Genomic DNA, 22,035 nt, shown 5'->3' with positions numbered 1-22,035 from the left:
GCGGACAGGATGTGTCCGCTTCGCCCGGCGCGGGCCAGATCAGCCCGGTGCAGGCCGGATCAGACCGGGTCGGGGACGGCGGCCGGTGCGGGCGCCGGCCGGGTGGCGAGCCAGGCGAGGCACGCGGCCACCACGATCGCACCCGCCTGCGCCAGATCGGTCACCTCGATCGCCTCTGCGGACGCGTGCCGGACGCCGTCGTCGGCGCGCGTCAGGTAGAGGGTGCCGAACGTCGCGACGCCGACCACGTTGCCGAGCTGGACGAGCGTCGTCACGAACCCGCTGGCGTCCGCGGCCTCGACCAGCGGCACCCGGCCCAGGGCGACCGCCATCAGCGGGCTGAACGCCGCGCCGAAGCCGAGCCCCATCACCCCGAACACCACCAGCGCGGCGACGCCGAAGCCACGGCCGTCGCGCAGCAGCACCCCCATCGCCACCAGCGACGCGGCCGCCAGCACCAGCCCGGCCGGAATCATCCGCGCGTGGTGCCGCATCGGGACCCGTCGCCAGGTCATGCTCGCGACCGCGAAGCACCCGGCCATCGGGATGAACAGCAGCCCCGCGTGCAACGCGGTGTAACCCAGCGCGGACTGCAGGTGGATCGCCATGGTGAACAGCGACGCCGAGAACGTCGACATGACCAGGAACTGGCCGGCCGCCGCAGGTACGAGCCCGCGCGCTCGCAGCACCCGTCCGGGGAACAGCGCCGCGCCGCCGGACGCCTCGACCCGTCGCTCGACCGCGACGAACGCCGCCAGCAGCACGGCGCTCGCGGCGAGCATGACCCAGCCCCAGAGCGGCCAGTCCTCCTCGTGGCCGAGCACGAGCGGGACGACGAGCAGCAGCACCGTCGGGGTGAGCAGGGCGAGACCCCGCAGGTCGAGCCGGTGCCCGGGCCGGGCGCTGCCGCCCGGGAGCACGCGCGGGGCCAGAGCCAGGAGGAGCAGGCCGATGGGCACGTTGACGAGGAACACCCCGCGCCACTGCGTGCCTCCGACGTCGCTGCTCACGATGAGGCCGCCGAACACCTGACCGACGACCGCGCCGCCGGAGATGACCGCCGCGTAGAGGGAGAGGGCCCGACCGCGGGCCTCGCCGGCGAACGTCACCTGGATCAGCGTCATCACCTGCGGCACCATCATCGCCGCGCCGGCCCCCTGGACGAACCGGAACGCGATCAGCACCTCGGTCGACCAGGCGAGCCCACACGCGAGGGACGCCGCGGAGAACGCGGTCAGGCCGGTGACGAACATCGTCCGCTGTCCGAGGCGGTCGCCGAGGCGCGCCCCGGTGACCAGCAGGACGGCGTACGCGATGACGTACCCGGCGAGGATCAGCTGCAGGCCGGCCCCGTCCGCGCCCAGGTCGGCGTGCATCGAGGGGATGGCGACGTTGACGATCGAGGCGTCGAGGACGGCCATGAACTGCGCGCCGAGGACGACGGCGAGCAGCAGGCCGGTGCGGGTGGCCGGGCGGACGGGTGCCGGCTGCGAGGGCGACGCGGTGGTCGTGGAGGAGGTCATGGACCCGACCCTGCGCGGCGTTCGGCACCGGTGACAGGAGCCTGCTGATCCTGGTACCACCACCACCTGGATCACGTCGGCGCCGGCCGCCAGGATGGTCCCATGAGCGACGAGCGAGCGATCAGAGCCGAGCGCCGCGCCGAGCTGGCCGCGTTCCTTAAGTCACGCCGCGCGCGCATCAGTCCGGAGTCGATGGGCCTGCCGGCCGGGACGCGACGGCGGACGCCGGGGCTGCGGCGCGAGGAGGTCGCCCAGCTCTCCGGCATCGGGATCACCTGGTACACCTGGCTGGAGCAGGGGCGGGCCATCAACGTCAGCGTCCAGGTGCTCGACGCCGTGGCGCGCACCCTGGCCCTCGACGTCGCCGAGCGCGCCCACCTCTACCGGCTCGCGGGCGTCCCGACCGTGCCGAGCCCGGAGGTGGACGGCACGCTGCCCGCCGCTCTCCAGACGATCCTGGACCAGCTGGACCCGCTGCCGGCGGCCGTGCTCAGCGGCAAGTACGACCTGCTCGCCCGGAACGCCGCGTACGACCGGCTGTTCCCCCGGTGCGAGGAGAGCTCCGACGGCTCGCCGGTCAACGTGCTGTGGAAGATCTTCACGCTGCCGGACTGCTGCAACCCCTTCGTGACCCGGGCGGAGGAGGTCGGCCGGATGGTCGCGTACCTGCGGTCGGCGTACGGCGCGCACGTCGGCGACCCGCAGTGGAGCGACTTCATCGAGCGGCTGGGCGCCGCAAGCCCGGAGTTCGCGCTGATGTGGGAGCGCAACGACGTCGCCACCCCGCCCGTCCGCGTCCGGACGGTGCGGCACCCGGCGGTCGGCGACATCGACCTGACGATGACCAGCATGAGCGTGCCCGCGCCGGCCGGGGCGTGGGTCCAGGTGTTCACCCCGAGCGGCGCCGAGGCGCAGGACCTGCTGGAGCGTCTGATGACCATGCCGGAGGAGCAGCGGCTCACCCGCGTCCGGGCGCACATCGCCACGCACCGCCGGCAGCGGGCGGCGAGCGCCTGATCGCGTCTCGGCTCTCGTAGGGTGTGGTCGTGACCACGCCGACCCGGCTGCTCGTGGCGCGCCACGGCGACGCCGAGTACCCCGTGCACGGCGTCCTGACCGACGACGGCGGGTGGCTCACCGAGACCGGTCGGGCGCAGGCCACCGGACTGGCCGCGGCGCTGGGGGAGCGGGGCATCACCGCGGTGTGCACCAGCCGGATGGAGCGGGCCGTGCAGACGGGCGCGGTCGCGGCATCGGTCCTCGCGGTGCCCGCGCGGGCGGTCGACGGCCTGCAGGAGTACGCCGTCGGCGACCTCGAGGGCGTGCCGTACGGGGACCCGCGCGCGCAGCAGGTGTTCGACGCCTGGGTGGCCGGCGACCTGGACGCGACGATGCCCGGCGGGGAGAGCGGCGTGCAGGTCCTCGAGCGGATGCGCGAGGCGCTGGACCGCATCGCGGATGACCACCCAGGGGAGACGGTGCTGGTCTTCAGCCACGGCGGGGTGATGTCCATGGTCATCCCGCGGCTGTCGGAGAACGTCCGGGACGACCTGGCCGCTGCCCGGTTCCTGCCGAACTGCGTACCGGCCGAGGTCGAGGTCTCCCGCGAGCGCTGGCGAGTGGTCTCGTGGCCCGGCAGCATGGACAAGTCGACGGTATGAGAGGGGCGACGATGAGACGCCGACAAGGTCTGAAGCGCACGGTGATCGGTGCGGTGATGGCGTTCCTGCTCGCCCCACTGGTGTTCGTCCTCGCACTGTGGCTGGGCGTGCGGTGGACGGTGGACGCGGTCGACAACGCCCAGCGCCTCGACCCGGGTCAGGCGGTCTCGCTCAAGGCGGGGGAGAAGGTCACCCTTTTCGTGTTCCAGGGCACCACCTCGGCCGGCGACGGCGCCGACTCCAACGGGACGGACACCCCTGCGGTCACGTGCTCGGCCACCGGCCCGGACGGTCAGCCGGCGAACCTGCAGGCCTCCACCGGCACCTCCGTGACCAACGGCGGCGAGCGGTGGCAGCAGAGCTACGAGCTCACGGCGGGGGCCGCCGGCTCCTACGCGGTCTCGTGCGGCGACCAGCGGGTGCTGGTGCTCGACAGCGGTTTCGCGGGCGACCTCGCCAAGAAGCTCGGGGGCGCCGTGCTCGCGGCGTTCGTGATCCCTTTCGTGATCGGGGTGACCGGCCTGGGCCTGTTCATCTGGGGCATCGTCAAGCTCAGCTCCAGCAAGCGGCAGGCGTACGCCCCGGGGTACGCGGGCGTCCCGTACGGGCAGCAGCCCTACGGCCAGGCGGGCTACGGGCAGCAGCAGGGCGACGGCCAGCAGCCGCCGTACGGCCAGCAGCAGGGCTACCGCCAGCAGCCGCCCTCCGAGCCGCAGCCGCCGGCCTCCGACGAGCCCCCACCGCAGGACCCGTATCGTCCTCGGTCGTGACCGAGCCGCATCCTCCCGTCGTCGGGTTCGACCTCGACATGACCCTCGTGGACTCCCGGGCCGGGATCGTCGCGTGCATGCATCACGCGCTGGAGCTGCACGGTGGCTCGGCCTCCGATGAGCAGCTGGCACCCCTGATCGGTGCGCCGCTGCGCGACAACCTGGCGCTCTTCCTCCCCGACGACCGGGTCGAGGCGGCGATGGCCGACTACCGGTCGTCCTACCTGGTCGACGCCGTGCCGGTGACGACGGCGATGCCGGGTGCGGCCGAGCTGCTCGACGCCATCCGCGAGCGCGGCGGACGCGTCGTCGTGGTGAGCGCGAAGGTCGAGCCCGCCATCCACGCGGTCCTCGAGCACGTGGGCCTGCGCCCGGACGCGGTCGCGGGCGACCTCTTCGCCGAGGGGAAGGCGAGCGCGCTGCGCGAGCACGGCGCCACCACGTACGTCGGCGACCACACCGGCGACATGCGGGCGGCACGCGCGGCCGGCGTCCCCGGCATCGGCGTCACGACCGGCCCGCACGACGAGCAGGCGTTGCGGGAGGCCGGCGCGTCAGTGGTCGTCGCGGGGCTCGGCGAGGTGCTGGCCCAGCTCTGAGGCTGACGCCTCGTACGGCAGGGGGACGACCAGGCACGGGCCACCGGCGAACAGGCCGGCGTCGATCCCGAGGACGCGGTCCCCGGCGTAGAGGACCGGGCCGGTCACCTGCTGCGCGGGGACGCCCAGCCACTCGGCGATGATCGTGTGGCCGTGGACGATCCGCTCGCCGCCCAGGGTGTCCAGCAGGGCGGCCGCCTGCTGCGGGCCGTCGTCGTGCCGAAAGCTGCCGCGCGAGGTGAGGTTGCGCCACAGGTCGAACCACTCCTCCAGGTCCGGCTCGGCCGCGGTCAGCCGGCCGGTCACGGTCGCATTGATCTCCTCGACCGAGCCGCCCCACTCCAGGTAGTGCGTGGTGTCGGAGTGCATCAGCAGGTGATCGGCGGCGTGCACCATCGCCGGGCGGGTGGTCAACCACTCCAGGTGGGCGTCGGTGAGACGCTCCTGGTCGCTGCGCCGGCCGCCGTTGCGCAGCCAGCTGAGCCCGAAGCTGTGCAGACCCGCGGCGTCGGCGGCGTCGCCGAACCGGTGGAACCCGAGCAGCAGCACCTCGTGGTTGCCCAGCACCGAGTCGACCGAGCCCGCACTCTGCGACGCCTGGGCGCCGAGCCGCATCACGTCGTCGATGACGCCGACGCCGTCCGGGCCTCGGTCCACGAAGTCGCCGAGGAACCACAGGGCGACGTCTCGGCCCGCCCAGTCGCCCGCGTCGTCCACCAGACCGGCCTCCTGCAGGGCGGCGCGCAGCTGGTCCCGGTGTCCGTGGATGTCGCCGACGACGTACGTGGTGGGGGGCTCGGGGAGGGGCATCGGTCGATGCTAGAGCGCAGGACGGTGGCGTTCACCTGGTGTTTTGGATTTCGGCGGCGCGGGGCGACCGGCTAGCCTTGGATGGTTGTCGAGCGCCCCGCCGCCCCCGCGGCAGGCACGAGGGCCCGGCAGCCCGAGAGCTCAAGTGCGACGATCGAGTAGGTGGACAGTGCCATCCGGCAAGGTGAAGTTCTTCGATGCCGACAAGGGGTTCGGCTTCGTCTCCGGTGACGACGGCCAGGACGTGTTCCTGCCCGCCGGCTCCCTCCCCTCCGGCGTGACGACCCTCAAGGGCGGCACCCGCGTCGAGTACAGCGTCGCCGAGGGCCGGCGTGGCGCGCAGGCGCTCAGCGTCCGGGTGCTCGACCCGGCGCCGTCGCTGGCCGCTCGCCACCGCAAGCCCGCCGACGACATGAGCGTCATCGTCGAGGACGTCATCAAGCTGCTGGACGGCGTGTCGACGTCCCTACGCAGGGGCCGTTACCCCGACAAGGGCCAGGCGGCCAAGGTCGCGGCCGTGCTGCGCGCGGTCGCCGACGACCTCGAGGTCTGACGATGGCCAGGGCCAAGGACAGCATCAGGGCGGACAAGGTCCTGGTCGAGGCGACCGGTCTCGCCCGTGAGGCGGCCGAGTCGATCGCCGCTCGCGGCGCGGTCGGCGACCACGTACGCGTCACGATGGACGGCGAGCGCCTCGCGACCCACTACTTCGCGTGCACCAGCAGCGCCTACCCGGGCTGGGTCTGGGCGATCACCGTCGCGCGCGCCGCCCGGCAGAAGTACGCCACGGTCAGCGAGACCAACCTGCTGCCCGGTGAGGACGCGCTGCTCTCGCCGGACTGGCTGCCGTACGCCGAGCGGCTCGCCCCCGGCGACATCGGCGCGGGCGACGTCACGCCGTACGTCTCCGACGACCCGTTCCTGGAGGCGGGGTTCGAGGCGACCGGTGACGAGGACGTCGACGAGACCGCCTTCTTCGAGCTGGGCCTCGGCCGCCCGCGGGTGCTCACGGCGGAGGGTCGCGACGCCGCGGCTCAGCGCTGGTACGACGGCGAGCACGGCCCCACCGCCGAGGTGGCGGAGAAGGCGCCGGCCGCCTGCTCGTCCTGCGGTTTCTTCGTCCCGATGGCCGGTGCGCTGCGGCAGGTCTTCGGCGTCTGCGCGAACGCCTGGTCGCCCTCGGACGGCACGGTCGTCTCGCTCGACCACGGGTGCGGCGCGCACTCCGAGGTCGACATCGACCCGCCCAAGCCGGAGCACGTCGACCCGCCGGTGCTGGACGACTTCGCCGTCGACGTGGTGCCGTGATGGGCGCCGGCATCGGTCTGATCGTCTTCGGCGCGATCCTCGCCTTCGCCGTCAAGGCGGACGCGAAGATCTTCGACATCCAGACCGCCGGCGTGATCTTGATGGTGGCCGGCATCGCGATCGTCGCCATCAACTACTACGGCCGGCGGCTGCGGCGGACGACGATGACCGAGATCCTCGACGTCGACGAGGACGGTCGCGAGGTGCGTCGCACCATCCGCGAGGACGAGGGCGAGGACACCACCACCTGAGCGGCTCAGGCGTCGGCGGCGTTGCCGCGTCCGCGGCGCAGGTACGCCCAGCCGAGCGAGCCGAGAGCCAGCGCGGCGACAGGCACCCAGGGCCACCAGTCGCGGCTGCCCTGGTGCAGCGTCGGCACCGCCAGGAGCACCACCAGGACGACCGCCCAGACCGCCAGACCGATCTCGACGACGCGCAGCGTGTCGAACGGCAGCGGCGTCGGGTGGTCGGGGTCGTAGTGGGCGGGGACAGCCTGATGCGTCACACGACCAGCGTAAGGGCGTGCCGGAGGGGCCTCGTCCCCTAGTCTGCGCGCATGAGCACGCCGAGCACGCCCAGTACGCCGCCGACCGAGTCCGGACCGGAGGCGACCACCGACCACGAGCCGAGTGGCTTGGACCGCTACTTCCGGATCACCGAGCGCGGCTCGACGATGACGCGTGAGGTCCGCGGCGGGGTCGTCACGTTCTTCACGATGGCGTACATCGTGGTGCTCAACCCGCTGATCATCGGGACGGTCAAGGACGGCACCGGTGAGTTCCTCGGCGGCGGGTCGGCCCCGAACCTCCCGGTCGTGGCGGCCTGCACGGCGCTGGTCGCCGGTCTGGTGACGATCCTGATGGGCGCGTTCGCGAACTACCCGCTGGCGCTCGCGACCGGCCTCGGCCTGAACGCGTTCGTCGCGTTCAGCATCGCCGCGCAGCCGAAGGTGACCTGGGCGGACGCGATGGGTCTGGTCGTGCTGGAGGGCCTGATCATCCTGGTCCTGGTGCTGACCGGCTTCCGCAAGGCGGTGTTCCACGCGATCCCGGCGCAGCTGAAGACGGCGATCACGATCGGCATCGGCCTGTTCCTGACGCTCATCGCGCTGGTGGACGCGGGCTTCGTCCGCAAGGCGCCGGCCACCCCGCTGGAGCTCGGCGTCGGCGGCAACCTGGCCGGCTGGCCGATCCTGGTCTTCTGCCTCGGCCTCATCGCGATGGTCGTCCTGCTCGTCCGCAAGGTGAAGGGCGCCATCCTGTACGGGATCCTCGGCGCGACGGTGCTGGCGATCATCATCGAGGCGATCGCCGACATCGGCGGCCAGGCCGACGCCACCGGGAAGGTGGTCAACCCGAACGGCTGGGGCCTGAACGTCCCCAAGCTGCCCGACGAGGTCGTCGCCACCCCGCACTTCGACCTGCTCGGTGACTTCTCGCTGCTGGGGTCGTTCTCCTCGCTCGGCACGGTCGCGGCGCTGCTGACGATCTTCACGCTGCTGCTCGCCGACTTCTTCGACACGATGGGCACGATGGTCGCGGTCGGCGCCGAGGGCGACCTGCTCGACGAGGACGGCAACCCCCCGAACAGCCAGCGCATCCTGATCGTCGACTCGGTCGCCGCCGCGGCCGGTGGCGCCGCCTCGGTCAGCAGCAACACCTCCTACATCGAGTCCGCCTCGGGTGTCGGTGACGGCGCGCGTACGGGCCTGGCGTCGATCGTGACCGGCGTGCTGTTCCTGCTCGCGACGTTCCTCGCGCCGCTGGTCGACGTGGTGCCCTACGAGGCCGCCACGCCCGCGCTGGTGATCGTCGGGTTCCTGATGATGCAGCAGGCCAAGGACATCGACTGGGACGACATCGAGATCGCGCTGCCGGCATTCCTGACGATCGTGCTGATGCCGTTCAGCTACTCGATCACCGCCGGCATCGGCGCCGGGTTCATCGCGTTCGTGATCGTCAAGATCGTGCGCGGGAAGGTCGGCCAGATCCACCCGCTGATGTGGCTGATCGCCGCGATGTTCGTCGTCTACTTCGCGATCGATCCGATCAAGCAGATCTTCGGCGTCTCGTAGACGGGACTGGCGTCAGCGGGGTAGAACGGGCCGTATGGCAACGTCTTCAGGCGACGCGCACCCACTGGGCGACGGCCTTACAGAGGCAGACGTTCTCGCCGCGGTAGAGAAGTCGGGGTACCCCCTCCAGTGGGAGACTGTCGAAGTGCTCCGCCAGAGCGCACAGAATATACGCGAACATGGCCTCCAAATTCAGGAGGAATGGTCGTACGTTGATCGAGATTCTGGTCAGGTCAGACAACTGGACGCACTTGTTTCATGTGACCTGACTAATCGCGACGCGAACCGAGCAATGGCAGGAGCGCCAAGCAGGGCTTCTGGGTACCTTAGGGCAAGTCTCGATCTGTTGATTGAATGCAAACAATCCACATTCCCGTATATCTTCTTTACTCGAGATTCTGTATATTGCGAAGCGCCGAGGGTCGCGGGTTTTCCGCACGATGCGGTATCAATCTTTCTTGGAGGCGAGGATGCCACGCCGGTGGCGATGTCCTACAGGGACTACCTGGGAATCTATGAAGTAGCCTTGGCGAGGGCGCCGGTTTATGCGCTCACTATGGCACGCTTAGAGCGTAAAGGGAGCAGGTTAGAGATATCTGGCGAGGATGTCTTTCGTGGAATTTCATTGCCGCTCAGGAAGGCCGTGGCACACTTCGAGAAAGAGACCGCGCCGGCGCCCCACCATTTGTTTTATGATATTCGAACTGTGTTGCCAGTCGCGGTTGTCCGAGCGCCGCTGGTCGCAGTCAGGCAGAATGAATCTGGCTCACCCAAGCTGGAATATCCAGCTTGGGTCCGTGTAGTTCAATCTGAAATTTCTAGCCCCGGACTTGGACGTGGACCATTTGTGCAGGCAGGCTTCTTCGATGTGGTCCATATCAACCATTTCGGAGCGTATCTCGACGAGGCATTTGAATGTGCGCGCGAAGTTGGCGCTCGCGCCGCCGAGGCCGCAATACCGATAATTACCGGGAAGGCCATAATGCGAGAACCCGATAGCGATGGGCCAGTCGACGGTGCGGATCTGGCCGCGTATCGCACGATGCCGGGCCTCATGGACGAGAGCGCATTTAGGAAATGGATGGGCACGCGGTGGGTGGAGGTGCACTCACAGTTGGCGAACAATGGCGGACCGGCCTCAACGACGCCGGAGTAGACCCGGGCCGAGAGTTTCTGAACCAGCAGGCCTCGGGATACCATCGGTGACCTTCGGAGCGGGCAACCGCCGCTGTAGCCGCCTCACGTCCTCACACCTGCGGCTACAGCGGGCCGAGCAGGTCAGCAGCTCATTCGAACGGTCCTGGCGGTCGGCCCAACGGGTCGCAGGATCGTGCTGATGCCGTTCAGCTACTCGATCAATCGCGGCCGGGTTCATCGCGTACCTTATGTAAAGGTGGTGCGCGGCAAGGTTGCGCGGATCTAGGCGCTGATGTGGCTGATCTCGCCGCCGTTCGTTATCTATTCGCCACCGACCCGATCAAGCAGGTCTTCGGCGTTTCGTAGCCGAACCGCTCACCGTTTGCCTGCTGGCTTCTCCCCGACAGGCTCACATCGCGCCAAAAGGCCCACTCGTACTCGCCTCATAGGTGTACCTCTCGGCGCGGCCTGAGGGGGAGTCAGAGTGCGAGGTGCAGTCGCAGCGCCTCGTCGAGCTGCCACGCGGCGGAGGGCGACAGCCGGCCGAGCCGGCGGGTGAGCCGTACGACGTCGATCGAACGGACCTGCTCCGCCTGCGCCTTCGACTCCAGGTCGAGCCCCGAGTCGGGCGGCGCCAGCAAAACTTGGAACGGCAGGACGCGGCCGGGCCTCGAGGTCACCGGCACGACCGTGACCACGCCGTGGTCGAGCCTCGCTGCGGCGGCATTCGCGCCGTCGTTGCTGACGATCACCACGGGACGATGCTTGTCGGCCTCCGCGCCGCGCCTGGGGTCGAGATCGGCAAGCCAGATGTCACCGCGCAGGATCACCGAAGGCCGTCCTGCGCGGTGACATGCCACGACGCGCCCTCGCCGGAGTCGTGCCACTCGCTGAAGGCCTCGGCGTAGGAGTCCTCGAGCTCACGAGCGCGCAGGAGCCGCACCGCGCGCAGCAGAACGGCCGAGCGGGACTCGGAGTGCGCGCGCGCCACCGCGTCGAGGAACTCGACCTCGTCATCGGGCAGGCTCACGCTCAGCTTCATACCATGATGCTACCCGAGTAGTACCACCAGCCATACCTTCAGAGTGGCCCCGATCCAGCACGAGCGGCCCATCAGCTGATGGGCCGCTCGTCGCGGATGTGGGCCACTCTCGTGCGGGCCTGCGTCAGGACCGGTGTCAGGCGAGAGTGGGAAGGTCGTCGGCGTCGACGATGCGGTACGCGTATCCCTGCTCGGCGAGGAAACGCTGCCGGTGGGCGGCGAAGTCGGCGTCCACCGTGTCGCGGGCGACCACCGTGTAGAAGTGCGCCGTCCGTCCGTCGCCCTTGGGCCGCAGCACCCGGCCGAGGCGCTGGGCCTCCTCCTGGCGGGAGCCGAACGTGCCCGACACCTGGATCGCGACCGATGCCTCGGGCAGGTCGATGGAGAAGTTCGCGACCTTGGAGACCACCAGCGTGCTGATCTCGCCGTCGCGGAACTGCTGGAACAGCTTCTGCCGGACGGCGACGGTCGTCTCGCCGGTGATGAGGTCGGCGTCGAGGCGGTTCGCGAGGGTCTCGAGCTGGTCGAGGTACTGGCCGATGACCAGGGTCGGCTCACCGCGGTGCCGCTCGACCAGCTGCTCCACGACCGGGTCCTTCACGGTCGCGGAGGAGGCGAACCGGTACCGCTCCTCGGGCTCGGTCGTCGCGTACGCCATCCGGTCCGACTCCGAGAGCGTCACGCGGACCTCGACGCAGTCGGCCGGCGCGATGTAGCCCTGCGCCTCGATGTCCTTCCACGGTGCGTCGTACCGCTTGGGCCCGATCAGGCTGAAGACGTCGGACTCGCGGCCGTCCTCGCGTACGAGCGTCGCGGTGAGGCCGAGCCGGCGGCGGGCCTGCAGGTCGGCGGTCATCCGGAAAATGGGCGCGGGCAGCAGGTGCACCTCGTCGTACACGATGAGGCCCCAGTCGCGCGCGTCCAGCAGCTCCAGGTGGGGGTGGACGCCCTTCCGCTTGTGCGTGAGGACCTGGTACGTCGCGATGGTGACCGGGCGGATCTCCTTGCGCGCGCCGGAGTACTCGCCGATCTCCTCCTCGGTCAGCGTCGTCCGGCGCAGCAGCTCGTCACGCCACTGCCGGGCGCTGACGGTGTTGGTGACCAGGATCAGCGTGGTCGCACTCGCCTGCGCCATGGCGCCCGCGCCGACCAGCGTCTTGCCGGCGCCGCAGGGCAGGACGACGACGCCGGAGCCGCCGTGCCAGAACCCGTCGACCGCCTGCTGCTGGTAGGGCCGCAGGGACCAGCCGTCCTGTTCCAGCCCGATCGCGTGGGCCTCGCCGTCGACGTACCCGGCCAGGTCCTCGGCCGGCCAGCCGACCTTGATGAGCTGCTGCTTGATCGCGCCGCGGTCGGAGTTGTGCACGATCACGGTGTGCTCGTCCAGGCGGTCGCCGACGAGCGGCTGGATCTTCTTGTGCCGCAGGATCTCCTCCAGCACCGGCTTGTCGGTGGTGACCAGGGTCAGCCGGTCGCCGTCCTTCTCCAGGCGCAGGCGGCCGTACCGGGCCATCGTCTCGGCGACGTCGACCAGCAGCGCGTTCGGGACGGGGTAGCGGGAGAAGCGGATGAGCGCGTCGACGACCTGCTCGGCGTCGTGCCCGGCCGCGCGGGCGTTCCACAGGCCGAGCGGCGTGACGCGGTAGGTGTGCACATGCTCCGGCGCCCGCTCCAGCTCGGCGAACGACGCGATCGCCCGGCGGGCCTCCTCGGCCTGCGGGTGATCGACCTCCAGCAGCACGGTCTTGTCGCTCTGCACGATCAGGGGTCCGTCCGGCATGCACACTCCTCGTTCGACGCCAATTCAGCACAACGGCGCCGCCCCGGCATCTGTTCCGACCGAGCGTCCGCGGCCTGCTGCCGCAACCACTAGCCACGGGCGCGGTAGGGCGGAAGCATTCGTCAGCGCGGTGACGTGGCGCTACTCTGGTGTCTCGCGGGTCGCCTCGCGCTTGCCGGGGATTGCCAGCGGTGCTGCCACCGCCCTCCTTCAGTGGATCGGCCCCCGGAAGCACGAGGCGACCCGCCTACTTCTTGTCGCAGTGTCCGCAGGGGAACCATGTGTTCTGCGCGACGATGCTGTTGCGCGGCATCGACATGAGCCCGAGTGGGATCGCGCACGACTCCGAGTTCTTGATTCTCGCCCATACCGTGAGCAGGTATGACGGCTCGACGTACCCGAACTCTCCTTCGGGCCACAGCGCCGCCTTGAGGAATCCACCGAACAGGTCGGCTGCCTGACTCTCGAGATACACGTCCGCCGACACCCAGCGCAGGCCCTGTTCCATATCGAACGGGACCTTCGGATCCAGGCTCGCCTGGTGTCGGATGTACGCCTCCGTGGTGCGGTGGTCATGTCCTCGGACGTGACCGAAACGCGTCCACACACGCGCCTCGGGTCCCTTCATGTTGCGGGCAGCCCAGAGGCTGTTCTTGTAGGTCTTGAACGCCAGGTAGTTGTAGAAGCGCTGCGGATCGTCGCGGTACGACCCGCTCCTGAGCTGAGACTTGAGCGCGTAGACGTAGCAGACGCGCAAGCCGTCGACATGCGCCAGGACACTGGCCGCCCGCCGTCTCCGGTCGTGAGTCTTGACGTGACGTTTCCACGACATCACCGATGAGTCAGGGACCTTGAAGTCCGAGCGGAGCAGCCGGACGGCCTCGCGAGCGGCAACGGCCGCGGCCTCGTCCACGACAATGGCGGCCATCCCAAAAATGGGGCTCGACTCCCGGGACCCGCCGCGGTCACCGGTTTCATCGACGTAGACGTGGACCTTCGGACGATCGATCACGGTGCCCACGTCCGTCGGCCGCACCTCGATGGCGGCGCAGCTGCGTGACGTGGTCCACTCATGCGCACCGGAGCCCCCCTTGGCAGTACGTCAATGCGGTAGCCCGCACTGTATGCACTGCCGAGGGCTGCGAGGGGATTCCAGTGCCTCCCGGATCCGGACTCAGTCCGCGGTGCGACCATGGACGGCATGAGCTTGCCGACAACGGTGTCGATGGACGGACTGCCCGACCGCATCACGATCTACGAGGTGGGCCCGCGCGACGGCCTGCAGAACGAGAAGGCCGTCGTGCCGACCCCGGTGAAGGACGAGTTCGTCCGCCGCCTGGTCGCTGCCGGCCTGGAGACCGTCGAGACGACGTCGTTCGTCCCGCCGTCGTGGATCCCGCAGCTGGCGGACGCCCAGGACCTGCTCGCCGGCCTCGGCGAGGTCGGCACCGGCCCGCGCCGGCCGGTCCTCGTCCCGAACGAGCGCGGCCTGGACAACGCGCTCGCCGCCGGCGTCGGCGCGATCGCGATCTTCGGGTCGGCCACCGAGACGTTCGCCCAGCGCAACCTCAACCGCACGGTCGAGGAGTCGGTCGCGATGTTCACCCCCGTGGTGAAGCGCGCCAAGGACGCCGGCCTGTGGGTGCGGGCGTACGTGTCGATGTGCTTCGGCGACCCGTGGGAGGGCGAGGTCCCCGTCGAGCAGGTGGTCGACGTGAGCCGCAGGTTGATGGACCTCGGCTGCGACCAGCTGAGCATCGGCGACACGATCGGCGTCGGCACGCCGGGCCACGTCGTCCGGCTGCTGGATGCGTTGCAGGACAAGGGAATCGGCACCGACCGGATCGGCGTCCACTTTCATGACACGTACGGCCAGGCGCTCTCCAACACGATCACCGCGCTGCGGGAGGGCATCACCGTGGTCGACGCCTCGACCGGCGGTCTGGGGGGCTGCCCGTACGCCAAGAGCGCGACCGGCAACCTGGCCACCGAGGACCTCGTGTGGGCCTGCCGCGGGCTCGGCATCGAGACCGGCGTCGACCTGGACGCCCTGGTCGAGACCAGCGTCTGGATGGCCGAGCAGCTGGGCCGCCCGTCGCCCTCCCGCGTCATGAGGGCTATCGCCGGGAGGTGAGCAGCAGCGCTCTGACGGCTCGGCTCGCGGTCGATTCGGCGGTCACCGGCGCGCTGGCCGAGCGGCAGTTGGCGATCCGGTACTGGCCGGGCGTCCACTTGGTACGCTATCTTGGTATCAAGTAGCCCACCGAGGAGGACCTCTTGCCAAAGACCTACGCGTTCTGGAACAACAAGGGTGGTACGGGTAAGACGAGTCTGTGCTTTCAGGCTCTTACGTTCTACGCGAACCAGCGCCCCGACGAGCGGGTCCTCGCCATCGATGTCTGTCCCCAGGCCAACCTCTCTGAGCTTCTGTTCGGTGGGCTGACGGGGCAGGGCAGCGACGTGCTGTTGGCCCGCCAGAATGAACCTACCCGGCGCACCATTGGTGGGTATTTCGAGTTGCGAATGCCGAACCCGTACACGGCTCCCCAAATCGATCCGCATGCGTACATCGCCACTCCGGCGGAATACAACACCGCAATTCCGGAAAACATCGATATCATCGCGGGCGATCCAATCCTGGAGCTCCAGAGCAACGCGGTGTCTACGCTGGCGAATAACCAGATTCCCGGCACGTCGCCATGGATCAAGGTGGTCGACTGGCTTCGAGATCTCATCGAGTCCCTGGGCGAGGAGTACGACACGATCTTCATCGATGCCAATCCATCATTTTCGATGTACACGCAGATCGCCCTCGCGAGCGCGGATCGGCTGGTCTTGCCTGTCATGGCGGACGACTCCTCGCGCCGCGCAATTCAGAACGCTTTCTCTCTCATCTACGGGCTCAAGTTGCCATCCGCCATCTACACGCAGTACGCGTTCGCGACCAAGCTTCAGGCCGAGGGGCGGGCGCTCCCGAAGGTGCATGTAATCGCGAAGAATCGCTTGACGCAATACGTAGTCTCGGCATCCGCGTATACAGCCGTGCTGCGCTCTATCGATGCGGATGTCAAGACGCTCATCGCAGCTTATCCCGAGATGTTCTCGGCTAAAGAAACCGCCGATGTGATGGTCGAGATTCGTGATTTCCAGACGGCTGGCGTTGTTTCCTTCGCGCGTGGCTGCCCGTTCTACGCACAGAAGCCTGGCCGGATGGACGTGATGGGCAAGCGAGTGCGTGTGAAGGGAGAGTACCTGCAGAACTGCGTAGACTCGATCCAGCAACTCGTCGACGAACTCTGAACGAGGGGCGGGCCAGGCCGCTCAGACAAAGGCCAGGGCAGCCGCTGCTGCGGTTCGCAGGGTCGCTCGTTCATCTTATGCAACGCGAGCACCCTCGGTCCCCTCCTAATCGCCTAGGTGCCATGCCCAGCCGGGTTGAACAACCGGCCTGGGCGTCACATCTTGGAGCGAGCGCGACGGAGAACACGTACGACCAGTGACTCGCGCAGCTCAGCCTCCTCCGCGGCGTCGACCCGCCGGAGCCGCCCGATCGGCAGCCAGGTCCGCTCGTCGACGTCCAGCACGACGCGGCCGCCGCGACGCAGCGTCCCGCGGACTCGGCAGGTGCCGGCCACCGGTGGGTGCGCGTCCGGGCCGAGGTCGACCGACCAGACCGGCTTGCCGTCCGTCATGAGCAAGGCGACCCAGGAGTCGCGCAGGGTGCGCAGCACGAGGTACGACCAGGGTCGGGCGTCCACCGATGCCAGCCCGGCCCGGACGCCGAGGAGCGAGCGCACCGCCGCGACGGCGCCGGCGCCCCACACCAGCAGCCCCGCGACCAGCACCGGCCACGCGGACGGCAGCCCCACCAGCCCGATGACGACGAGCGGCAGGCCGAGCAGCCACCACGGCGTGACCAGGGCGACCCGGGCCGTACGACGTCGCAGGTCGGGCGGATCCGTCTCGGCGTCGTCGTACCAGCCCTCGGTCTCGGCGCACCGCAGCCACAGGTCGGTGAGGGACGCGGCGGACGGGTCGTCCAGCGGTGGTACCGGCTCGGGCGGTGGTCCGCCGTCGACGAGGGCGACCGGCCGGCGGCGCAGCCGGAACCAGCCGACGGTCCGGCCCACGACGGACAGCAACGCCGCCGGGACGAGGGTCACCACGCTCACGCCGGCGATGGTCTGGTCGGACATCGTGCGGCCGCGCCACGGCCAGGCGAGCGCGCGTACCTCCAGGGCGTCACCCGGACGGACCAGACCCACCTCGCAGTCGTCGATGCTGGAGTGGCCGCCGTGCTCGTCGGTCCAACGCACCAGGCAGCGCAGCTGGGTGCGGTCGTCGATGACCCGGACGACGGTGGCCTGCTCGTCGTGCCCGGTCCACCACACCACGTGGAAGGGCACGGCGATCGCGACGAGCATGCCCACGACCAGGCCGGTCCAGCGCGGGCCGGCGAGGCGCCAGCGCGTCCACGGCCACATCCCGCGGGCGCGCCGCACGGTCATCGCGGCCCGCCAGCCGACCGGGACCGCCACCAGCCAGGGGCGCCGGTCCCGGTCCAGCAACCGGACCTGGGTCAGCCGGCCGACCTGCGGCTCGGCGACGACGGTGCGGCGGACCTCGGCGCGATCCCACAGGCTCACCGGCAGGAGCAGGTGCAGGCGGGACCCCACCACCCGGGCGCGGTCACCGTCCAGCAGCAGACGGGCCTGCTGGGCTCGGACCGTGCCGCCGTGGCCGGAGCGGCGCCGCGACCCCGCACCGTCCGGCGGCCGCACCCTGACCGGCAGGGCGACCGGCCGCCGCAGCCGCGCCCGCCACCGCGTCATCGCCGGCAGCGCGACGGCGCCCAGCAGCGTCACCCCGAGGATCAGCAGCTCGGAGACCACTCCGGTCAGGCTCGTCACGGGGGATGACTGTAGGCGGATGTGGCCGGCGTCATACGGTGAGGCATGACCTCCTCCGGACTCACTCTCGACAACTTCGACCGCTCGGTCCGTCCGCAGGACGACCTGTTCGGCTTCGTCAACGGCAGCTGGCGCCAGCAGACCGACATCCCCTCCGACCGCGCGCGGTACGGCTCGTTCGACCGGCTGCGCGAGGCGTCCGAGGCCGCGATGCGCGAGCTGATCCAGGAGGCGGCCGCGTCCGACGCCGAGGCCGGCACCCCGCGTCGCAAGGTCGGCGACCTCTACACCTCGTTCATGGACGAGGCGCGCGCCGAGCAGCTCGGCACCGACCCGCTCGCCGACGACCTGTCCCGGATCGAGGCCGTCGGTACGCCGGCCGACGTGCTGCGCGTGGTGGGCGAGCTCCAGCGCACGGGCGTGTCCGGCTTCGTCGGGTTTTACTCGATCGCTGACGCCAAGGACCCCCAGCGCAACGTGCTGTACGTCCTGCAGGACGGCATCGGTCTGCCCGACGAGTCGTACTACCGCGAGGACCAGCACGCCGAGGTCCGGGAGCAGTACGTCGCGCACATGGGCCGGCTGCTCGGTCTCGCCGGTCTCGACGCCGGGCTCGCTCAGACCGTGATGGCGCTGGAGACCCGCCTGGCCAAGTCGCACTGGGACCGGGTGAAGTCGCGCGACGCGGTCAAGACGTACAACAAGATGTCGCGGGCCGAGCTCGAGGAGCTCACGCCCGGCGTCGAGTGGGACGCCTGGTTGGAAGGGGTCGGCGCCGACGCCAAGGTGCTCGACCCCGCGAACGTCGAGCAGCCCTCGTACCTCACGGGATTCGCGGAGGCGCTGCGCGACGAGCCGATCGAGGCGTGGCGTGCCTGGCTGACCTGGCGGCTCGTGTCGGACCGTGCGTCGTACCTCACCGGCGCGATGGTCGAGGAGGACTTCGACTTCAACGGCCGCACCCTGTCGGGCATCCCGCAGCTGAAGGAGCGGTGGAAGCGCGGCGTCGACCTCGTCGAGTCGCTGATCGGGGAGGCGGCCGGCCAGCTGTACGTCGAGAAGCACTTCCCGCCGCACGCGAAGGAGCGGATGGTCGAGCTGGTCGCGAACCTGCTCGAGGCGTTCCGCCGCGACTTCGAGGGCGACCTGCCCTGGATGGGCTCGGAGACGCGGGGTCGCGCCCTGGACAAGCTGTCGAAGTTCACCCCGAAGATCGGCTACCCGGAGGAGTGGAAGGACTACTCCGCCATCGAGATCCGTGCCGACGACCTCGTGGGCAACGTCTCCCGCGCGTCCGCGTGGGAGGTCGACCGGATGCTGCGCCGGGTCGGTGAGCCGGTCGACGAGAAGGAGTGGTTCATGACGCCGCAGACGGTCAACGCGTACTACATGCCGGTCATGAACGAGATCGTCTTCCCCGCTGCGATCCTGCAGCCGCCGTTCTTCGACGTGGACGCCGACGACGCCGTCAACTATGGCGGCATCGGCGCGGTCATCGGCCACGAGGTCGGCCACGGCTTCGACGACCAGGGCTCGCGGTACGACGGCGACGGCAGCCTCACCGACTGGTGGACCGAGGACGACCGCACGGCGTTCGACGCGCTCGCGAAGAAGCTGATCGACCAGTTCGACCAGCTGGAGCCGCTGGACGCACCGGGCAACAAGGTCAACGGCAGCCTGACCGTCGGGGAGAACATCGGCGACCTCGGCGGACTCACCATCGGGTACAAGGCGTACCGCATCGCGCAGGAGACCACGCCGGCCCCGGAGCTGGACGGGTTCACCGGCGACCAGCGGTTCTTCCTGGGCTGGGCGCAGGTGTGGTGCGGCAAGGCCCGGGAGGCCGAGGCCAAGCGGCTCCTCACCGTCGACCCGCACAGCCCGACCGACGTGCGCGCCAACGTCGCCCGGAACCTGCCCGAGTTCCACGAGGCGTTCGGCGTGACCGAGGGCGACGGGATGCACCTTCCGGAGGCCGAGCAGGTCCGCATCTTCTGACCTCCCTTGCCGCGCAGAACGGCGCGGAGATCGTCTGTCCGGCCCTCCATGCGGGGCCGGACAGACGACCTTCGCAGGACGCCCCGCGGCAAAAGGTGGTGCTCGGCACAGCCATGCATGTGCCGGCGGCCAGGTTTTGCCGGAGGGGTGGCGAGCGCCGGAGGATGGCGGGCGTCAGCGGGCGGGGGCGACGCCGGTGATGCGGTGGATGGCGAAGGTGCGGCGGGCCGGTGAGCCGTCGGTCGTGCCCACCGCGCGTCCGCCGTCGACCCGCTCGGGCCGGAAGAGCGCCCGCCGGGTCGCGCCGGTCTCGTCGACGTAGCCGATCCAGACGGCCACCTGCTCGGCAGCCGCGTCCTGCAGCACACTCACGGTCTCGCCCGGGTCGGTCTCCGGGATGCGCGGGCCCGACTGCGTGAGCAGCCGCTCCGCCTCGCTCGCCTCCCGTCGGCGCAACGCCGTGACCAGTGCCGAGGCGGCGGCCTCGTCGACCTGCTCGACCGCCACAGGTGGCGTGCCGGAACGTCGCGACGGGGAGCGATGGGCGTCGCGCGGCGCGAGGACCAGACCGCCGTCGGACGTCTCCGCGACCGGCGTGTGGTCGTGGTCGCGCAGCAGGTCCAGGGTCGTCCCGGCGGAGACCGGCGACACCAGCACGGTCGGGGCTATCCGCCGCAGCTGCAAGGGGGCGAGCCGGGGGTCGGCCAGCATCGTGGACAGGGCGGTCTCGTCGTCGCTGCGGACGTACGAGCCGACCGATCCGACCCGCGCCTGCCCGTGCCGGCGCGCGACGTCGCCGATGAGGTACTCCAACGGCTGGGGGACCGGCGTCCGGCTCGCGGCTCGTACGCGGGCCAGGACGTCCGCGGCCGACAGTCCCGCGTCCAGCGCCCGCCGAACACTCGCCGCCGTGAACCGGAAAACCGTTGCGCCACCTCGTGACTCGACGTCCGCTGCCAGCCGCATGAACCGGTCGAGGTCGTCCTCCAGCGGCCCAGGTGCGATCGCGGTGAGATCGGCCTGCAGCAGGACGTGGTCGATCGGCGTCGGCAGGTGCTTGGCCATGGCGGCGGCGACGTCGTCCCCGTCCACGAGGGCGCGCCCGGCGGACGACAGCGCGCCGCGACCGGTGACCCCGAGCCAGGCCGCCTCGCGCAGCACGACCTCCGCCCGGGTGGGCGACCCCTCCGGCAGCCGCAACGGGCGCCGCCACCGCAGGTGCGCGTCGACGTCGTGGATCTCCGGAGCGGACCCTTCGGGCAGGTCGGCGAGGACGCGGACGACGTCGTGCCGACGACCGCGCATGAGCGGCCAGGTGACCAGGTCGCTGAGGACGTTGACGCTCGTACCCGCGCTGCCGGTGGACACGATCGACGGTGCGCGCGCGGTCTGCCACCAGGTCTGCGCGAGCAGCGCCCACCGGTCGGCCGGCGGCCGCGTCGACCAGTCGTCGTACGCCGACGTGGGCGCCCAGACCGGGTCCAGGGCGCCGTCATGCGCGATCAGCCCGGACGCGGCGGCCATCTCGACCAGGAACGCGGACTGCTCGGCGTCGGTCTCCATCGTCTGCGTGGCGAGGCGGTGGTCGCGGACCGACAGGCCGCCGGACCGCAGGACGCGTGGGGGAGCAGACTCCCAGGACCGCGCGAGCTCCTCGACACGCCAGAGCAGCTCGAGCACCTCGGCACCGGCCGCGGCGTCGATCTCGTCCTGCGGCCGGGTGGGCGGCGCGGTGGCGGGCGACTCCAGACCGTGCTCGTACAGGCGTCCTCCGCGCAGAACGAGCTGGACCTCGCGGGGAAGGAGGCCGTCGGTGTCGTCTACGCGGACCATGAGGCCGGCGCGGATCAGCTCGTCGCGCGCCGCGGTCAGCGCCGGACCGTTGAACGTCGCCCGAGGGGCGGTCCAGCGCAGCCGGTCCACGACCCTGGCGGCGGCCTCGCCGAGGTCGCCCACCGCAGCCGCGACGTCCGCCGGCGGCCGGACGCCGAGCTCGGCGGCGGGCGGGCCCAGGTGGGCCGGGTGGCTCAGGACCTCACCGATCGCGCGGGCCGGCCGCAGCCCTTCCGGCGACAGCCACAACAATCCGCGGTGCCACAGGTCCTGCAGCGCCGGCTGCAGGTCGGGCTCGTCGGTGGCCAGCAGGGCCGCCGCCTCCGGCCCGGAACGCCCGGCCACGAGAACGGCCTCGAGCACCCTCAGCAGGCGGGCGTCCAGCTGCTCCAGCGCCCGCTGCGTGCTCGGTCGGGTCGCGGCGCGGGCGGCGAGGGCCGAGACGTCCACCGGAGCCGGCCGGGCGAGGTCGGGGCGGATGCGGACGAGGCCCTGCAGCTCGATGTCGGTGCGCGCGCGGATGTCGTCGGCGTAGCTGCGGGCGGGCTCGGACACCCGTTCAGCCTATGCCGTTGCTGCAGGTGAGCACG

General features: G+C 70.4%; 21 protein-coding genes. 12 read left to right on the top strand and 9 right to left on the bottom strand.

Going from position 1 to position 22,035, the window contains the following annotated elements; genetic code table 11:
* Positions 1-59: 59 nt before the first annotated feature.
* The gene (locus P4R38_RS10220) at positions 60-1,523 is read right to left on the bottom strand and encodes an MFS transporter (RefSeq protein WP_277192048.1); all 1,464 of its coding nucleotides are present in this window, start codon (positions 1,521-1,523) and stop codon (positions 60-62) included.
* Between the two features lie 102 nt (positions 1,524-1,625).
* Here P4R38_RS10220 and P4R38_RS10215 point away from each other — a divergent pair, with 102 nt between their 5' ends.
* From P4R38_RS10215 to P4R38_RS10200, 4 genes are read left to right on the top strand one after another with little or no spacing between them, the layout of a single operon-like run.
* Entirely contained in the window at positions 1,626-2,540 is a 915-nt protein-coding gene (locus P4R38_RS10215; RefSeq protein ID WP_277192047.1) for a helix-turn-helix transcriptional regulator, read from the top strand.
* Positions 2,541-2,569: 29 nt separating this feature from the next.
* Positions 2,570-3,184: a histidine phosphatase family protein gene (locus tag P4R38_RS10210; RefSeq protein ID WP_275237527.1), complete on the top strand. Its 615-nt coding sequence runs from the start codon at positions 2,570-2,572 to the stop codon at positions 3,182-3,184.
* A gap of 11 nt (positions 3,185-3,195) precedes the next feature.
* Positions 3,196-3,954, top strand: coding sequence for a hypothetical protein (locus tag P4R38_RS10205; protein WP_277192046.1), 759 nt, complete (start codon positions 3,196-3,198; stop codon positions 3,952-3,954).
* Positions 3,951-4,553: an HAD family hydrolase gene (locus P4R38_RS10200; protein ID WP_275237529.1), complete on the top strand. Its 603-nt coding sequence runs from the start codon at positions 3,951-3,953 to the stop codon at positions 4,551-4,553. The genes P4R38_RS10205 and P4R38_RS10200 overlap by 4 nt, the downstream gene beginning before the upstream one ends.
* Here the strand turns inward: P4R38_RS10200 and P4R38_RS10195 are convergent.
* Positions 4,509-5,363 (bottom strand): metallophosphoesterase, encoded by an 855-nt coding sequence (locus tag P4R38_RS10195; RefSeq protein ID WP_277192045.1) that lies wholly within the window; start codon positions 5,361-5,363, stop codon positions 4,509-4,511. The genes P4R38_RS10200 and P4R38_RS10195 overlap by 45 nt on opposite strands.
* A 169-nt stretch (positions 5,364-5,532) precedes the next feature.
* Here P4R38_RS10195 and P4R38_RS10190 point away from each other — a divergent pair, with 169 nt between their 5' ends.
* The 3 genes from P4R38_RS10190 to P4R38_RS10180 are packed head-to-tail and all read left to right on the top strand — an operon-like array spanning position 5,533 to position 6,922.
* Positions 5,533-5,916, top strand: coding sequence for a cold-shock protein (locus P4R38_RS10190; RefSeq protein WP_275237531.1), 384 nt, complete (start codon positions 5,533-5,535; stop codon positions 5,914-5,916).
* 2 nt (positions 5,917-5,918) lie between these two features.
* Complete coding sequence (locus P4R38_RS10185) at positions 5,919-6,671, top strand: DUF3027 domain-containing protein (protein WP_275237532.1); 753 nt, start codon at positions 5,919-5,921, stop codon at positions 6,669-6,671.
* Positions 6,671-6,922, top strand: a complete 252-nt coding sequence (locus tag P4R38_RS10180) for a hypothetical protein (RefSeq protein WP_275237533.1) — start codon at positions 6,671-6,673, stop codon at positions 6,920-6,922. The genes P4R38_RS10185 and P4R38_RS10180 overlap by 1 nt, the downstream gene beginning before the upstream one ends.
* Positions 6,923-6,927: 5 nt before the next feature.
* Here P4R38_RS10180 and P4R38_RS10175 read toward each other — a convergent pair whose 3' ends face one another.
* Complete coding sequence (locus tag P4R38_RS10175; RefSeq protein ID WP_275237534.1) at positions 6,928-7,176, bottom strand: DUF2530 domain-containing protein; 249 nt, start codon at positions 7,174-7,176, stop codon at positions 6,928-6,930.
* Positions 7,177-7,227: 51 nt separating this feature from the next.
* On the opposite strand from P4R38_RS10175, the gene P4R38_RS10170 reads away from it, so the two are divergent.
* A complete protein-coding gene (locus P4R38_RS10170; RefSeq protein ID WP_409201252.1) occupies positions 7,228-8,745 on the top strand; it encodes an NCS2 family permease in 1,518 nt (505 codons plus the stop codon).
* A gap of 145 nt (positions 8,746-8,890) precedes the next feature.
* Positions 8,891-9,901, top strand: a complete 1,011-nt coding sequence (locus tag P4R38_RS10165; RefSeq protein ID WP_277192044.1) for a hypothetical protein — start codon at positions 8,891-8,893, stop codon at positions 9,899-9,901.
* A gap of 460 nt (positions 9,902-10,361) precedes the next feature.
* Here the strand turns inward: P4R38_RS10165 and P4R38_RS10160 are convergent, their stop codons facing one another.
* The 4 genes from P4R38_RS10160 to P4R38_RS10145 form a co-directional block, all read right to left on the bottom strand.
* Complete coding sequence (locus tag P4R38_RS10160; RefSeq protein ID WP_277192043.1) at positions 10,362-10,712, bottom strand: type II toxin-antitoxin system PemK/MazF family toxin; 351 nt, start codon at positions 10,710-10,712, stop codon at positions 10,362-10,364.
* A complete protein-coding gene (locus tag P4R38_RS10155; protein WP_277192042.1) occupies positions 10,709-10,924 on the bottom strand; it encodes a ribbon-helix-helix domain-containing protein in 216 nt (71 codons plus the stop codon). The genes P4R38_RS10160 and P4R38_RS10155 overlap by 4 nt, the downstream gene beginning before the upstream one ends.
* 136 nt (positions 10,925-11,060) lie before the next feature.
* A complete protein-coding gene (locus P4R38_RS10150; protein WP_277192041.1) occupies positions 11,061-12,704 on the bottom strand; it encodes a DNA repair helicase XPB in 1,644 nt (547 codons plus the stop codon).
* A 247-nt stretch (positions 12,705-12,951) separates the two neighbouring features.
* Positions 12,952-13,725: a DUF3800 domain-containing protein gene (locus P4R38_RS10145; protein WP_275237544.1), complete on the bottom strand. Its 774-nt coding sequence runs from the start codon at positions 13,723-13,725 to the stop codon at positions 12,952-12,954.
* A 180-nt stretch (positions 13,726-13,905) separates the two neighbouring features.
* Here P4R38_RS10145 and P4R38_RS10140 point away from each other — a divergent pair, with 180 nt between their 5' ends.
* On the top strand, positions 13,906-14,838 hold the full coding sequence (locus tag P4R38_RS10140) for a hydroxymethylglutaryl-CoA lyase (RefSeq protein ID WP_277192040.1): 933 nt from the start codon (positions 13,906-13,908) through the stop codon (positions 14,836-14,838).
* 143 nt (positions 14,839-14,981) lie between these two features.
* Complete coding sequence (locus tag P4R38_RS10135) at positions 14,982-16,004, top strand: ParA family protein (protein WP_277192039.1); 1,023 nt, start codon at positions 14,982-14,984, stop codon at positions 16,002-16,004.
* Positions 16,005-16,159: 155 nt separating this feature from the next.
* Here the strand turns inward: P4R38_RS10135 and P4R38_RS10130 are convergent, their stop codons facing one another.
* The gene (locus tag P4R38_RS10130; protein ID WP_277192038.1) at positions 16,160-17,614 is read right to left on the bottom strand and encodes a hypothetical protein; all 1,455 of its coding nucleotides are present in this window, start codon (positions 17,612-17,614) and stop codon (positions 16,160-16,162) included.
* A gap of 45 nt (positions 17,615-17,659) precedes the next feature.
* Between P4R38_RS10130 and P4R38_RS10125 the strand changes: the two genes are divergently transcribed.
* The gene (locus P4R38_RS10125; RefSeq protein WP_277192037.1) at positions 17,660-19,612 is read left to right on the top strand and encodes a M13 family metallopeptidase; all 1,953 of its coding nucleotides are present in this window, start codon (positions 17,660-17,662) and stop codon (positions 19,610-19,612) included.
* Positions 19,613-19,786: 174 nt separating this feature from the next.
* Here P4R38_RS10125 and P4R38_RS10120 read toward each other — a convergent pair whose 3' ends face one another.
* On the bottom strand, positions 19,787-22,000 hold the full coding sequence (locus P4R38_RS10120) for a helicase-associated domain-containing protein (protein ID WP_277192036.1): 2,214 nt from the start codon (positions 21,998-22,000) through the stop codon (positions 19,787-19,789).
* Positions 22,001-22,035 lie beyond the last annotated feature (35 nt).

Source organism: Luteipulveratus flavus (assembly GCF_029439465.1).
Classification (GTDB): Bacteria; Actinomycetota; Actinomycetes; order Actinomycetales; family Dermatophilaceae; genus Luteipulveratus; species Luteipulveratus flavus.
Note: the sequence above shows the minus strand (reverse complement) of the source record. Positions and strands in the feature narration are given on the sequence as shown.